This window comes from Deinococcus budaensis, from assembly GCF_014201885.1.
Classification (GTDB): domain Bacteria; phylum Deinococcota; class Deinococci; order Deinococcales; family Deinococcaceae; genus Deinococcus; species Deinococcus budaensis.
On sequence record NZ_JACHFN010000004.1, the window covers coordinates 196,058 to 209,993 of the forward strand.

9 protein-coding genes are annotated in these 13,936 nt (G+C 69.7%); 3 read left to right on the forward strand and 6 right to left on the reverse strand.

What is annotated here, in order from left to right:
• The first annotated feature begins 234 nt into the window (after positions 1-234).
• The 3 genes from HNQ09_RS07225 to HNQ09_RS07235 all read left to right on the forward strand — a co-directional run bounded on the left by HNQ09_RS07225 (position 235) and on the right by HNQ09_RS07235 (position 7,747).
• Positions 235-4,962 carry a glutamate synthase-related protein gene (locus tag HNQ09_RS07225; protein ID WP_184027313.1) on the forward strand — a complete coding sequence of 1,576 codons (4,728 nt, stop codon included), beginning with the start codon at positions 235-237 and terminating at the stop codon, positions 4,960-4,962.
• 17 nt (positions 4,963-4,979) lie between these two features.
• Positions 4,980-6,449 carry a glutamate synthase subunit beta gene (locus tag HNQ09_RS07230; protein WP_184027314.1) on the forward strand — a complete coding sequence of 490 codons (1,470 nt, stop codon included), beginning with the start codon at positions 4,980-4,982 and terminating at the stop codon, positions 6,447-6,449.
• 83 nt (positions 6,450-6,532) lie between these two features.
• Positions 6,533-7,747, forward strand: coding sequence for an MFS transporter (locus HNQ09_RS07235; protein ID WP_184027499.1), 1,215 nt, complete (start codon positions 6,533-6,535; stop codon positions 7,745-7,747).
• A 23-nt stretch (positions 7,748-7,770) separates the two neighbouring features.
• Here HNQ09_RS07235 and HNQ09_RS07240 read toward each other — a convergent pair whose 3' ends face one another.
• The 6 genes from HNQ09_RS07240 to ilvB all read right to left on the reverse strand — a co-directional run bounded on the left by HNQ09_RS07240 (position 7,771) and on the right by ilvB (position 13,674).
• A complete protein-coding gene (locus HNQ09_RS07240; protein WP_184027316.1) occupies positions 7,771-9,318 on the reverse strand; it encodes a 2-isopropylmalate synthase in 1,548 nt (515 codons plus the stop codon).
• A 227-nt stretch (positions 9,319-9,545) separates the two neighbouring features.
• The gene (locus tag HNQ09_RS07245) at positions 9,546-9,734 is read right to left on the reverse strand and encodes a hypothetical protein (protein WP_184027319.1); all 189 of its coding nucleotides are present in this window, start codon (positions 9,732-9,734) and stop codon (positions 9,546-9,548) included.
• Between the two features lie 118 nt (positions 9,735-9,852).
• The gene (gene ilvC / locus HNQ09_RS07250; RefSeq protein ID WP_184027321.1) at positions 9,853-10,863 is read right to left on the reverse strand and encodes a ketol-acid reductoisomerase; all 1,011 of its coding nucleotides are present in this window, start codon (positions 10,861-10,863) and stop codon (positions 9,853-9,855) included.
• A gap of 123 nt (positions 10,864-10,986) precedes the next feature.
• Positions 10,987-11,325 carry a cupin domain-containing protein gene (locus tag HNQ09_RS07255; RefSeq protein WP_184027323.1) on the reverse strand — a complete coding sequence of 113 codons (339 nt, stop codon included), beginning with the start codon at positions 11,323-11,325 and terminating at the stop codon, positions 10,987-10,989.
• Between the two features lie 88 nt (positions 11,326-11,413).
• A complete protein-coding gene (gene ilvN / locus HNQ09_RS07260; RefSeq protein WP_184027325.1) occupies positions 11,414-11,998 on the reverse strand; it encodes an acetolactate synthase small subunit in 585 nt (194 codons plus the stop codon).
• Positions 11,995-13,674, reverse strand: a complete 1,680-nt coding sequence (ilvB, locus tag HNQ09_RS07265; protein ID WP_184027327.1) for a biosynthetic-type acetolactate synthase large subunit — start codon at positions 13,672-13,674, stop codon at positions 11,995-11,997. The genes ilvN and ilvB overlap by 4 nt, the downstream gene beginning before the upstream one ends.
• Positions 13,675-13,936 lie beyond the last annotated feature (262 nt).

Consider the following 13,936-nt stretch of genomic DNA (forward strand, 5'->3'; position numbering starts at 1 on the left):
TGGGGAGGCGTTCTGCTGTGGCCTGGCCGAGGTTGCGAATGATTATTCAGGGAGGCGAATAGAGCGGGAGGTGCGGAGGCTGGCCGATCCTCTTTCCTCCACCGTCTTGAGCCAGATCTGTCTAGGCCGGTAACCCGCCTCCGCAGACGCATGGACAAGCCGCGCTTGTATTTATGCAGAGCCGCTAGGCTGAATCCCCGGAGCCTTTCGCCCGGCCGAGGAGAGGAGCGCCTGATGGACGACCAACGACCGCCGACGCGGCAAGAAAGAGAGGCCGCGAGCCAGCGGGGCCTGTACCGCAGTGAGCAGGAGCACGACGCCTGCGGTGTGGGCTTTATCGCGCACCTGAAGGGACAGCGCAGCCACGGCATCGTGACCCAGGGCCTCCAGATCCTGAGGAACCTCGACCACCGGGGCGCGGTCGGCGCCGACGAGCTGATGGGCGACGGCGCCGGGCTGCTGATTCAGATTCCCGATGGGTTCTACCGCGCTGAGCTGGCGGCCCAGGGGGTCACTCTGCCGCGCCCCGGCGACTACGGGGTGGGCATGATCTTCCTGCCGCAGGAGCACGCCTCGCGCCTGGCCTGCGAGCAGGAACTGGAGCGGGCGATCCGTGCCGAGGGCCAGGTGCTGCTGGGCTGGCGCGACGTGCCCGTGAGCCGCGAGATGCCGATGTCGCCCACCGTGCGCGCCAAGGAGCCGGTGATTCGCCAGGTTTTTATCGGCGCCGGACCGGACATCCTGGTCCCCGACGCGCTGGAGCGCAAGCTGTACGTGATCCGCAAGCGCGCGTCGCTGGCCATCTTGCGCCTCAAGCTGACGCACGGGCGCGAGTACTACGTGCCCTCCATGTCGTGCCGCACGGTGATCTATAAAGGCCTGCTGCTCGCCGGGCAGGTCGGGGAGTATTACCTCGACCTTCAGGACGAACGGGTGGTGTCGGCGCTGGCGCTGGTGCATCAGCGCTTTTCCACCAACACTTTTCCGGAGTGGTATCTGGCGCACCCCTACCGGATGGTCGCGCACAACGGCGAGATCAACACTGTCAAGGGCAACTTCAACTGGATGCGGGCGCGCGAAGGCGTGATGAGATCCCCGGTGCTGGGCGAGGACCTTCAGAAGCTCTACCCCATCAGCCTGCGGGGGCAGTCGGACACGGCGACTTTCGACAACGCGCTGGAACTGCTGACCATGGCCGGGTACCCGCTGGCGCACGCCGCGATGATGCTGATTCCCGAAGCGTGGGAGGGCCACGGCGAGATGGACCCGCAGCGCCGCGCCTTTTACGAGTACCACGCGGCGATGATGGAACCCTGGGACGGCCCCGCCGCCGTGGTGTTCACCGACGGGCGCCAGATCGGCGCGACCCTCGACCGCAACGGCCTGCGCCCCGCGCGCTACATCGTGACGAAAGACGACCTGGTGATTCTGGCGTCCGAGTCCGGCGTGCTGCCGGTTCCCGAACACCAGATTCTGAAGAAGTGGCGGCTCCAGCCGGGGCGGATGTTCCTGCTCGACCTCGACGAGGGGCGCATCCTGGGCGACGAGGAACTGGGGGCGCGCTACGCCTCGGCCAAGCCCTACCGCCAGTGGATCGAGAACGTGCGGGTGGAGCTGGGCAGCCTGCGGCCGGGAGCCGAGGCCGCCGCCTTCCGGGAGACGCTGCTCGACCGGCAACAGGCCTTCGGGTACACCCAGGAAGACCTCAAGTTCCTGCTCGGCCCGCTGGCGGCCGCGGGCGAGGAAGGCATCGGCTCGATGGGCAACGACTCGCCGCTGGCGGTGCTGTCCAGCCGCGACAAGCCGCTGTACAACTACTTCCGGCAACTGTTCGCGCAGGTCACCAATCCGCCTATCGACCCTATCCGCGAGCAGGTCGTGATGTCGCTGGTGTCCTTTGTCGGGCCGAAGCCCAACCTGCTGGACATCAACGCGGTGAACCCACCCATGCGGCTGGAGGTCGCGCAGCCCCTTCTGGACCACGCCGATATGGCGCGGCTGCGCGCGGTCGCGGAGCAGACCGGCGGCAAGTTCCGGCCCTTCGACCTGGACATCTGCTACCCCGCCGCCTGGGGCCGCGAGGGCATCGAGGCCACGCTCGCCTCGCTGCGGGCGGCGGCGGTGGACGCGGTGCGGGAGGGCCACAACCTGCTGATCCTGACCGACCGGGGCATGGACCGCGATCACGTCGCCATCCCGGCCGTGCTGGCGCTCTCGGCGGTCCACCAGCACCTCGTCCACCAGGGCCTGCGGACCACGGCGGGGCTGGTCGTGGAGACGGGTTCGGCGCGCGAGGTCCACCATTTCGCGGTGCTGGCCGGATACGGGGCGGAGGCGATCCACCCGTATCTGGCGCTGGAGACGCTCGCCGCGCTGCACCCGGACGCGCCCGAGAAGGCCGTGTCCAACTACATCAAGGGCGTCGGCAAGGGCCTGTCCAAGATCATGTCCAAGATGGGCATCAGCACCTACATGTCGTACTGCGGCGCCCAGATTTTCGAGGCCATCGGCCTGAGCGAGGAATTGGTCACGAAGTACTTCCGGGGCACCGCGACCCAGGTCGGCGGCATCGGCGTGTTCGAGGTGGCGGAAGAAGCCCTGCGGCTGCACCGGGCCGCCTTCAGCCCCGACCCGCTGCTGGCCGACCGGCTCGACCCCGGCGGCGAGTACGCCTGGCGGGTGCAGGGCGAGGACCACATGTGGACGCCCGACGCGGTCGCCAAGCTTCAGCACGCCGCGCGCTCGGGCCGCCCGGAGACGTACCGCGAGTACGCGGCGATCATCAACGACCAGTCGCGGCGGCACATGACCCTGCGCGGCCTCTTCGAGCTGAGGACGGACCCCGAGAAGGCGATCCCGCTGGAGGAAGTGGAACCCGCCGCCGAGATCGTCAAACGCTTCGCCACCGGCGCGATGAGCCTCGGCTCGATCTCCACCGAGGCGCACACCACGCTGGCCGTCGCCATGAACCGCATCGGCGGCAAGTCGAACACGGGCGAGGGGGGCGAGGACCCGGCGCGCTACCGGGACGAGCGGGCGGGCGGGCAGATCGCGGCGGGCACCCGGCTGGCAGACATTCTGGGCGAGGGCCGCATCGAGGCGTCAGCGGACTACGAGTTGCAGGACGGCGATTCGCTCCGGTCAAAGATCAAGCAGGTCGCTTCGGGGCGCTTCGGGGTCACGACCGAATACCTCGTCTCCGCCGACCAGATCCAGATCAAGATGGCGCAGGGGGCCAAGCCGGGCGAGGGCGGTCAACTCCCCGGCGGCAAGGTCAGCGAGTACATCGGGATGCTGCGCCATTCCATTCCGGGTGTGGGCCTGATCTCCCCTCCCCCGCACCACGACATCTATTCCATCGAGGACCTCGCGCAACTGATCCACGACCTCAAGAACGTGAATCCACAGGCGGACATTTCCGTGAAGCTGGTGTCCGAAGTCGGTGTGGGGACCATCGCGGCGGGCGTGGCGAAGGCGAAGGCCGACCATGTGGTCATCGCCGGGCACGACGGCGGGACGGGCGCTTCCCCGTGGTCCTCGATCAAGCACGCGGGGTCGCCGTGGGAACTGGGGCTGGCCGAGACGCAGCAGACGCTGGTGCTCAACCGATTGCGCGGGCGCATCCGGGTGCAGGCCGACGGCCAGATGAAAACCGGGCGCGACGTGGTGATCGCGGCGCTGCTGGGCGCCGACGAGTTCGGCTTCGCCACCGCGCCGCTGGTGGCCGAAGGCTGCATCATGATGCGCAAGTGTCACCTCAACACCTGTCCGGTGGGGGTGGCGACCCAGGACCCGCTGCTGCGGCAGAAGTTCGCCGGAAAGCCCGAGCACGTCATCAACTACTTCTTCTTCGTGGCCGAGGAGGTGCGGGAGCTGATGGCCTCGCTCGGCCTCCGCAGGTTCGACGAGCTGATCGGGCGCTCGGACCTGCTGGACACCCGCCGGGGCGTGGAGCACTGGAAGGCGCGGGGGCTGGACTTCAGCCGGGTCTTCTACCAGCCCGCCGTCCCCGCTGACGTGGCCCGCCGCCACCTGGAGACGCAGGACCACGGCCTGGAGCGTGCGCTCGACCTCGCCTTGATCGAGAAATGCCGCCCGGCGCTGGAACGCGGCGAGGGGGTCAAGGTGCTGGAGGCCGCCCGCAACGTGAACCGCACGGTGGGCGCGATGCTCTCGGGCGAGCTGATCCGCCGCCGCCCGCAGGGCCTGCCCGATGACACCATCTTCATCCAGATGGAGGGGAACGGGGGCCAGAGCTTCGGCGCGTTCCTGGCGAGCGGGATCACGCTGTACCTGATCGGGGACGCGAACGACTACACCGCCAAGGGCCTGTCGGGCGGGCGGGTGGTGGTGCGGCCCTCCATCGACTTCCGGGGGGACGCGGCGGCGAACATCGTGGTGGGCAACACCGTGCTGTACGGGGCGACTTCCGGCGAGGCTTTTTTCCGGGGCGTGGCGGGCGAGCGCTTCGCGGTGCGGCTCTCGGGCGGCGCGGCGGTCGTGGAGGGGGTGGGCGACCACGGCTGCGAGTACATGACGGGCGGGACGGTCGCGGTGCTGGGCCGCACCGGGCGCAACTTCGCGGCCGGAATGTCGGGCGGCGTCGCCTACGTGTACGACGAGGACGGCACCTTCGCTCGGCGCTGCAACCCGGCGATGGTGAGCCTCGACCGCGTGGTGCCGGGGGCCGAGCAGGAGGCCACCATCGACCGCGCCTTCTGGCACCGGGGGCAGACCGACGAGGCGCAGCTGCGGGGGCTGCTCGAAGACCACCACCGCTGGACCGGTTCGCTGCGGGCGCGCGAGCTGCTCGACGGCTGGGAGGCGGCGCTGCCCAGGTTCGTCAAGGTCTTTCCCCGCGAGTACGAGCGGGCGCTGGGGGACCTCGCCAAGGGGGCCGGTCAGTCGGCAGCGCTGGGCCGTCCGGGTCCCGAGCAGGGCAGCGGCGTCCTGACGAAGTGAGGGGAAGGAGCGAGGCGATGGGCAAAGTCACCGGTTTTCTGGAATACGGGCGCGTCGGGGAAGCGTATGAACCCATCGACGCGCGGCTGAAGAATTACAGGGAGTTCGTCCACGAGCTGACGGTCGAGCAGTCGCGGGTGCAGGCGGCGCGCTGCATGGACTGCGGGATTCCTTTTTGCAACAACGGCTGCCCGGTGGGCAACCTGATTCCCGACTGGAACGACCTGGTGTACGGGAACCACTGGCGCGCGGCCATCGACGCGCTGCACGCGACGAACAACTTTCCCGAGTTCACCGGACGCATCTGCCCGGCACCGTGCGAGGCGGCCTGTACGCTGAACCTCACGGCGGACGAGCCGGTGGGCATCAAGTCCATCGAGCGGGCGATCATCGACCACGCCTGGCAGGAGGGCTGGGTGACGCCGCAGCCGCCTCCCTTCCGCACGGGCAAGCGCGTGGCGGTGATCGGCTCCGGTCCGGCGGGCCTCGCGGCGGCGCAGCAGCTCGCCCGCGTGGGCCATAGCGTGACCGTGTTCGAGAAAAACGACCGGGTGGGCGGCCTGCTCAGGTACGGCATCCCCGATTTCAAACTCGACAAGGCTTTGATCGACCGCCGGGTGACGCAACTGGAGGCCGAGGGCGTCACCTTCCGGACGGGCGTGCTGGTGGGCGAGTGGCCGGAAGGGTCGAAGGTGACCAACCTGGCACGCGAGACGGTCACGCCGGAGAAGCTGCGAGAGGACTTCGACGCCGTGCTGCTGGCGGGCGGGGCCGAGCAGCCGCGCGACCTGCCGGTGCCGGGGCGCGAGTTGCGCGGCGTGCATTTCGCGATGGAGTTCCTGCCAGGGCAGAACCGGGTGAACGCGGGCGACCGGCTGGAGGACCAGCTGCACGCCGGGGGCAAGCACGTCGTCGTGATCGGCGGCGGCGACACCGGGTCGGACTGCGTGGGCACCTCGCACCGCCACGGCGCGGCGCACGTGACCCAGTTCGAGCTGCTGCCCATGCCGCCCGAGCGCGAGGACAAGGCGCTGACCTGGCCCTACTGGCCGCACAAGCTCCGCACGTCGTCCAGCCACGAGGAGGGCGGCGAGCGCGAGTTCGCCATCGGCACCAAGGAGTTCATCGGCGAGAACGGACAGGTCACCGGCATCCGCACCGTGCGGCTGGAGTGGGAAGGCGGCAAAATGACCGAGGTACCCGGCAGCGAGCAGGTCCTGAAGGCCGACCTGGTGCTGCTGGCGATGGGTTTTGTCAGCCCGGTGGGGAGCGTGCTGAGCGCCTTCGGGGTGGACCGGGACGCGCGCGGCAACGCGCAGGCAGGCACCGACGAGGTCGGCGGCTACGCGACGAGCGTCCCCGGCGTGTTCGCGGCGGGCGACATGCGCCGGGGGCAGTCCCTGGTCGTGTGGGCGATCCGCGAGGGGCGGCAGGCGGCGCGGGCGGTGGACGGGTTCCTGATGGGGGCGAGCGTGCTGCCGCGTTGAGGCGCTGGCACATGTCTTTGTTGTCTCTAGAGCAGTGACCAGAGCGCCGCGTGGGTGGGGTCTACCCTTTTCGGGTGACCCGGATGCCGCCCGCCCTGCGCCGCGTGTACGCCGCCTATCCGGCGGGGTTCTGGGTGCTGTGGTTCGGCACGATCATCAACCGGGTGGGCGAGTTCGTGGTGCCCCTGCTGGGGTTTTACCTGACCGCCGAGCGGGGCATGCCTGCCTTCCAGGTCAGCGTGGTCCTCGCCATGCTGGGGGCCGGGCGCTTCGTGGCCGAGGGCCTCAGCGGGCCGCTCAGCGACCGGCGCGGCCCCGCCTTCACCATGACGCTGGCGCTGACGGGCGGGGCGGTGACGCTGCTGGCCCTGTCGGCCGCCAGCACGTTTCCGTGGCTGGTCCTGGGCGTGCTGGGGTTCTCGCTGTTCTCGGCGATGTACAAACCGGCGTCGAGCGCGGCCGTGGCGGAGCTTACCAGCGGGGCGCAGCGCACGCGGGCCTACACGCTGCTGTACTGGGCGATCAATGTCGGCGCGGCCACCGCCCCGGTGCTGGGCGGATGGCTGGCGGGGCGGTCGTACAGGCTGCTGTTTTACCTGGACGCCGCCAGCATGGCTCTGTACGCCCTGCTGATCCACCTGCTGTTTCCCCGGCGCCCCCGCCCGGCCGCCGCCTCTGCCGTACGGCCGCGTCTCCTGCCGCGTGACCGGTTGCTGGGGCTGTTCTGCGTGGCGACGCTGCTCTACAGCCTGACCTACCAGAGTTACAAGCTGCTGGCCCTGGTCTTTGCGCAGCAGGGCTACACGCCGGTCCAGTACGGGCAGGTGCTCGCCCTCAACGGGGCGCTGGTGATCTTGCTGGGCCTGCCGGTCGGCGGGCTGATCGCGCGGCGCAACCACCCGCGCTGGCAGGCCGCCGGGGCCGCGCTGCTGGGCCTGGGCTTTCTGGGGCACGCCTTCGCGGACGCGCTGTGGCAGCACCTGCTGGCGGTGGCCGTGTGGTCGGTCGGCGAGATCGTCGCCTACAGCATCGGCAAGACCATCGTCAGCGAACTGGGCAGGCCGGAACAGCGGGGCACCTACATCGGCCTGGTCGGCAGCATGAGCGGCCTGTCGGCCCTGCTCGCGCCGCTGCTGGGCGGCTTTTTGCTGGACGGGTACGGGGCGCGGCCGATGTGGCTGGTCGTCGCTGGTCTGGCCTTGGCCGGGGCGCTGCTGTACCTGTGGCTGGAGGAGCGTGTCGAGCGGCGCCGGGCCGAGACGACGGCCCTGGAAGCGGCGCCGAAGCCTGCCGGGTAGCGGCGCCCCGCACCGCCATACCCCTACACCGAGGCCTGGGTCACCTGGCGGCTCTTGCCCATGCCGGCCACGACCTGATTCACGATGCGCAGCCACGCGCGGGCGCTGGCCTCGACCACGTCGGTGGCGACCCCGGTCCCGTGCAGGCTGATTTCCCCGTAGCGGGCGCCGATGCTGACCTCGCCCACCGCGTCGCCGCCCCCGGTCACGGCCTGGATGCGGTAACTCTCCAGCACCGGACTGATGCCGGTGAGGCGCCCGATGGCCTGAAAGGCCGCCTCGACCGGGCCGTCGCCGTGCGCGGTGGCCTCGGCGGAACCGTCGGGGGTCTTCAGGCGCACAAAGGCCACCGGGGTCATGTTCATGCCGGAGGTGATCTGGAAACCCTCCAGCGCGAAGGTCTGCGGCACGTCGCTGCGGCTGTCCACCAGCGCCCGCAGGTCGTCGGCGGACACCTGCCCCTTGCGGTCGGCGAGGTCCTTGAAGCGGGCGAACAGCGGCCCCACCCGGTCTTCCTCCAGCGCGTACCCCAGGTCGGTGAGCGCCTTGCGGAAAGCGGCGCGGCCCGAGTGCTTGCCCATGACCAGCACGGCGGCCTCACGGCCCACGAGTTCGGCCTGCATGATCTCGTAGGTCTCGCGGGCCTTGAGCACCCCGTCCTGGTGGATGCCCGACTCGTGCGCGAAGGCGTTGTCGCCCACGATGGCCTTGTTGGGCTGCACGGGCATGCCGCTCAGGCGGCTCACCAGCCGCGAGGCGCGGTACAGCTCGCGGGTACGGATGCCCGTCTGGAAGCCGTACACGTCCCCCCGGGTATGAAAGGCCATCACGATCTCCTCCAGGCTGGCATTTCCGGCCCGCTCGCCGATGCCGTTCACGGTGCATTCGATCTGCCGCGCGCCCCCCTCGGCCGCCGCGATGGAGTTCGCCACCGCCAGGCCGAGGTCGTCGTGGCAATGGGCGGAGAGGATCACGTGTTCGGGCAGCTCGGCCTTCAGGTGGGCGAACAGGGCGCGCATCTCGGCGGGCGTGGTGTAGCCCACCGTATCGGGCACATTGAGGGTGGTCGCGCCCGCCTCGGCGGCGGCCCGGAAGATGCGCGCCAGAAAGGCCCAGTCGCTGCGGGTGGCGTCCTCGGCGCTGAATTCCACGTCGTCCACGAAGGAGCGGGCCAGCCGCACGGCCTCCACCGCGCGCTCGACCACCGCGTCCGGCTCCAGGTTCAGTTTGCGGGCCATGTGGATCGGGCTGGTGGCGATGAAGGTGTGGATGCGCGGCTTGTCGGCCGCCTCCACGGCCCTCGCCGCCGCCTCAATGTCGGCGCGGCCCGCGCGGGCCAGCCCCGCGATGACCGGCCCCCGCACCTCGCGGGCGATGCGCGACACGCCTTCGAGGTCGCCGGGACTGGCGATGGGAAACCCCGCCTCGATCACGTCCACACCCAGCCGGGCGAGCTGGTGGGCGATCTCCAGCTTCTGCCCGTGGTTCAGCGCCACGCCGGGCGACTGCTCGCCGTCGCGCAGGGTCGTGTCGAAGATGCGGATGCGGGCTTGCTGGGGAGTCTGGGTCATGGGGTCCTCCTGTGGGCGCTGGGAGAGGGACAAAAGAAGCAGCCCCCGGAAGAGGCTTTCCTCCGGGGGCCGGGCGGGCACTGTTTTCCGCCGCTCACTCCACCGGAGGAACGCGAAGAAGAAGCAGGCCGCTGAACATGGGCATAGGTCACTGTACGGGCCGGGCCGCGAACCGAGCGCAAGTTGTCTGCACGGGGGGCACGCAGCGAGCAGCGGCTCAGTGGGGGTTAGTTCGCGTAGCGTTCCGGCTCGCTCTGCGCCTCCAGCCGGTGGTGGGTGCGAACCTCTTCCTCGGTCACGACCAGGGCGCGGCTGGTGATCTCCTCTCCCCCACGCTCCCAGCTCAGGGGGGACTTCGTCGAGCGGCGAAACAGGCGTTCTGGACGAAGTTTTTTCAGAATCTGCGGGGTCTTCATGACTTTAGTGTGCGCTCTACACTTGCGCCGCACCACCCCCAGAGACGGCCAATGTTCCGCGAGCATGGACGGAGAGAGGCCGCCTCGCCAGCGGGCAGGCGGCCGGAACGGGGGGAAATTACACCTCCAGTTCCTTCTTCTCGATAAAGGGCATCTTGTCCCGCAGTTCCTGGCCCACCGTCTCCAGCAGATGGCCGCGCATCTTCCCGCGCTGCTCCTGCATATAGGGGAACCCGGCCTCGGCGTCCGCGATGAAGCGCTCGGCGAAGCGGCCCTGCTGGATGTCGGTCAGCACCTCGCGCATGGTGCCTTTGGTTTCACCCGTGATGATGCGCGGCCCGGTCACGTAGTCCCCGAACTCGGCGGTGTTGGAGATCGAGTGGCGCATGCCTGAAAAGCCCTTCTCGTAGATCAGGTCCACGATCAGCTTGACCTCGTGCAGCGTCTCGAAATAGGCGATCTCGGGCTGGTACCCGGCCTCCACCAGCGTCTCGAAGCCCGCCTGGATCAGGTGGGTCACGCCGCCGCACAGGACCGACTGCTCGCCGAAGAGGTCGGTCTCGGTCTCCTCCTTGAAGGTCGTTTCCAACACGCCCGCGCGGGTACAGCCGATGCCGCGCGCGTAGGCCAGGGCCAGGGCACGGGCGCCGCCGCTCGCGTCCTGCGCGACCGCGAAGATGCCGGGCATGCCGCCGCCATCGGCGTAGATGCGCCGCAGCATGTGCCCCGGCCCCTTGGGCGCCACCAGAAACACGTCCACGCCCTCAGGCGGCGTGATGCGCCCGAAATGGACGTTGAAACCGTGGCCGAAGGCGAGGGCCTTGCCGGGCGTCAGGTGGGGGGCGATGCTCGCCTCGTACAGGCCGGGCTGCGCCTCGTCGGGAATCAGCAGCATCACCACGTCCGCCTCGCGGGTGGCGTCCTCGACGGTCGTCACGCGCAGGCCCGCCTGCTCGGCCTTGACGCGGCTCGCGGACCCTTCGCGCAGGCCGACCACCACGTTCAGGCCGCTGTCGCGCAGGTTCTGGGCGTGGGCGTGGGCCTGCGAGCCGTAGCCGATAATCGCGACCAGCTTGTCCTCGATGGGCGAGAGGTCCACGTCGCGGTCGTAGTACATGGTTGCGGCCATACGTGCATTGTCCTACATTGCCCAGAACGGTGGACGGGGCGGGCTAGGCGAGGTGAAGGCCAAGAGGAGCGGGGCAGGGGCCGCCCTCCCCGGCTCTCCCCCGCCCCGCTTCCCGCAGCGGGCCTACTCGTCCCGGCCGTGAACCTGGGCAGGCGGGTGGGTGGCCTCCACGGCGGTGAACGGTTCCAGAATCTTGTAATGGTGCCGGGCACCTTGGGGCACCACCCACGAGTTGCCGGGTTCGAGCAGCAGCATCGAGCCTTCGACGTGCAACTCGGCGCGGCCCGAGATCACGTACCCGACGGTCTCGTAGGGGCGGGCGTGGGGTTCGTCGCCCTCGCCCTGCTGCTGGTCTTCCCACAGCCGCATGGAGAGCGACTTGCCGCTGACCAGATACTTCTGGCCGCCTTGACCCTTGGGCGAGTGGCGGGAATCGACCTTCTGGGCAGTGGTGTCTGACATGGTGCCCTCAGTATTCATTCCCCGCCCCGACCGGAAAAACAGAAAAGGGTCATGAATGTCTTCGCAAGTCGGCGGGGCGACAGTCGCGCTAGTCCTCTGCCGCCGTGGCGGTCAGCAGCGGCCCCAGCGCCCGCGTCTCACCGTGGTAGACGTGCCCCGGAATATCGGCGTTCGAGCCGCGCGTGAGGGCCACCCGGCCCGTCCGCATGGTTTCCAGGATGCCGAAGGGCCGCATCTGCTCGATAAAGGCGGTGACCTTGCCCTCGTCGCCCGTTACCTCGAAGGTCAGCGCGCGGCGGCCCACGTCCACGATGCGGGCGCGGAAGTCCTCGGCGATCTGGCGGACCTCCACCCGGCTTTCGGGAGTGATGGCGACCTTGACGAGGACGAGTTCGCGGTCCACGAACTTCTCCAGGCTGTGGTCCACCACGTGCAGCACGTCGTGCAGCTTCTCGAGCTGCTTCATCGCCTGCTCGACGATGGCGCGGTCGCCGGTCACGACGAAGGTCATGCGGCTGACTCCCGGCTGCTCGGTACTCCCGACCGACAGGCTGCGGATGTTGTAGGCGCGGCGGCCGAACAGGGACGTGATGCGGGTCAGCACGCGCGGCTCGTCGCGCACCAGGGCGCTGACCAGATGGTCTTGCGGCGCGGCCAGGTGGTCGGCGGTCATGCGCGACTCCCCTGCACGGCCTGGGGTTCGGTCTCGATCATCTCGCTCAGCGCCGCACCGGCGGGCACCATCGGGAAGACGCCGTGCTCGTTGGGGACCACGACCTCCAGCAGGGCGCTGCCGTCGTGGGCCAGCCAGGCGTCGATGGCGCCTTCCAGATCGGCCGAGTTGTCGGCCCGCCAGCCGGAGATGCCGTAGGCGTCCGCCAGCTTCAGGAAATCGGGGTTGGAGTCGCCCAGGTAGACCTCCGAGTAGCGGCGCTCGTGGAAGAGTTCCTGCCACTGGCGGACCATGCCCAGGTACGAATTGTTCACGACGCAGATCTTGACGTTGCGGACGCCGTACTTGGTCAGGGTGGCGAGTTCCTGGGCGGTCATCTGAAAGCCGCCGTCTCCGGCGATCACCATGCTGGTCACGCCGGGTTCGGCCAGCGCCGCGCCGATGGCAGCCGGAAAGCCGAAGCCCATGGTGCCCAGCCCGCCCGAGGTCAGCCAGCGGCGGGGCTGCTCGAAGCGGGCGAGCTGGGCGGCGAGCATCTGGTGCTGGCCCACGTCGGTGCTGAGGACGTCCTGCGGGCGGAGGCGGGCCACCACCTGCCGCACCGCCTGCGCCGCGCCCCAGTGGGTGGGATGCTCGCCGCGCGTGCGCCACTCGGCCAGGGTGGCGGTCCAGTCGGGATGGCTCAGCGGCTCAGCCCTCTCGGTCAGCAGCCGGGCGGCCTGCGCGGCGTCGGCGCGCACCGGCACGTGCGCCCGCACGATCTTGCTGATCTCGGCGGCGTCGAGGTCGATGTGGATGATGCTGGCCTGAGGGGCGAAGTCCTTGACCCGCCCCGTCACCCGGTCGTCAAAGCGCAGGCCGATGCCGACCAGCACGTCGGCTTCGGAGATCGCGCGGTTGGCCGCAACCGAGCCGTGCATCCCCGGCATTCCCAGCCAGAGGGGGTCCGAGGCGGGAAAAGCACCCAAGCCCATCAGGGTGGTGATCGTGGGGATGCGCCACGCGCGGGCGAAGGCGGTGACCTCGGCAGCGGCGCCCTGGGCACCGCCGCCCACCATCAGGACGGGTTTGCGGGCCTCCTTCAGCAAGGCGACGGCGGCTTCGAGGGCGTGTGGGTCGGGCGCAGGCGCTTCCGGCGCGGCCTGCGGTCCGTGAACCTCGCCCGTGAAGGCCGCGAGTTGCACGTCCTTGGGAATATCCACCAGCACCGGGCCGGGGCGACCCGAGCGGGCGATGCGGATGGCCTCGGCCACGATGCGCGGCAGGTCGTTCGGGTCGGTCACCACGTAGTTGTGCTTGGTGATCGGGAGGGTGATCCCGGTGATGTCCGCCTCCTGAAAGGCGTCGGTGCCCATCAGGTGCCGGGCCACGTTGCCGGTGATCGCCAGCAGCGGCACCGAGTCCATCATCGCGTCGGCCAGCCCGGTGACCAGGTTGGTGGCGCCCGGTCCGCTGGTCGCCAGACACACCCCCAGCTCTCCGGTCGCCTTGGCCCAACCTTCGGCCGCGTGGATCGCGCCCTGCTCGTGCCGCGCGAGGATGTGGCGGATGTCGGGGAAGAGGGTGAGCGCGTCGTACACGGGCATGATCGCCCCGCCGGGATACCCGAAGACGGTCCCGACCCCGTGCGCGGCGAGCGTCTGCCAGAGGGCCTGGGCGCCGTTGGGAGGGGTCATGGCCGGCTCCGGGGCTGCGGGTGGGGCTGGGGACGGGTGCTCATCTTCTGACCTCCGGTGACCTTGCTGCAACCTGAGAACGGAAAACCCCACCCTCGAACTCGGGGGCGGGGTTTACGGGGAGCGGCGCCTGAACGCTCAGCCTCCAGAAACCCCGGGGCCAAGAAGGAGCGCGAGGACGGTGCGCGGCGGCATGGCCGCAAAGTACGGCGTGAGGGAGGCCGGGGCGAGGCGGCGCCCTAGACGAATGGGCACCAGACGA

Bases quoted from the DNA above. Each gene is read 5' to 3' on its own strand.
- HNQ09_RS07235 (WP_184027499.1), top strand. From the start codon at position 6,533: ATGCCGCCCGCCCTGCGCCGCGTGTACGCCGCCTATCCGGCGGGGTTC.
- ilvB (WP_184027327.1), bottom strand. From the start codon at position 13,674: ATGACCCCTCCCAACGGCGCCCAGGCCCTCTGGCAGACGCTCGCCGCG.
- HNQ09_RS07255 (WP_184027323.1), bottom strand. From the start codon at position 11,325: ATGTCAGACACCACTGCCCAGAAGGTCGATTCCCGCCACTCGCCCAAG.
- HNQ09_RS07230 (WP_184027314.1), top strand. From the start codon at position 4,980: ATGGGCAAAGTCACCGGTTTTCTGGAATACGGGCGCGTCGGGGAAGCG.
- HNQ09_RS07225 (WP_184027313.1), top strand. From the start codon at position 235: ATGGACGACCAACGACCGCCGACGCGGCAAGAAAGAGAGGCCGCGAGC.
- HNQ09_RS07240 (WP_184027316.1), bottom strand. From the start codon at position 9,318: ATGACCCAGACTCCCCAGCAAGCCCGCATCCGCATCTTCGACACGACC.
- ilvC (WP_184027321.1), bottom strand. From the start codon at position 10,863: ATGGCCGCAACCATGTACTACGACCGCGACGTGGACCTCTCGCCCATC.
- ilvN (WP_184027325.1), bottom strand. From the start codon at position 11,998: ATGACCGCCGACCACCTGGCCGCGCCGCAAGACCATCTGGTCAGCGCC.
- HNQ09_RS07245 (WP_184027319.1), bottom strand. From the start codon at position 9,734: ATGAAGACCCCGCAGATTCTGAAAAAACTTCGTCCAGAACGCCTGTTT.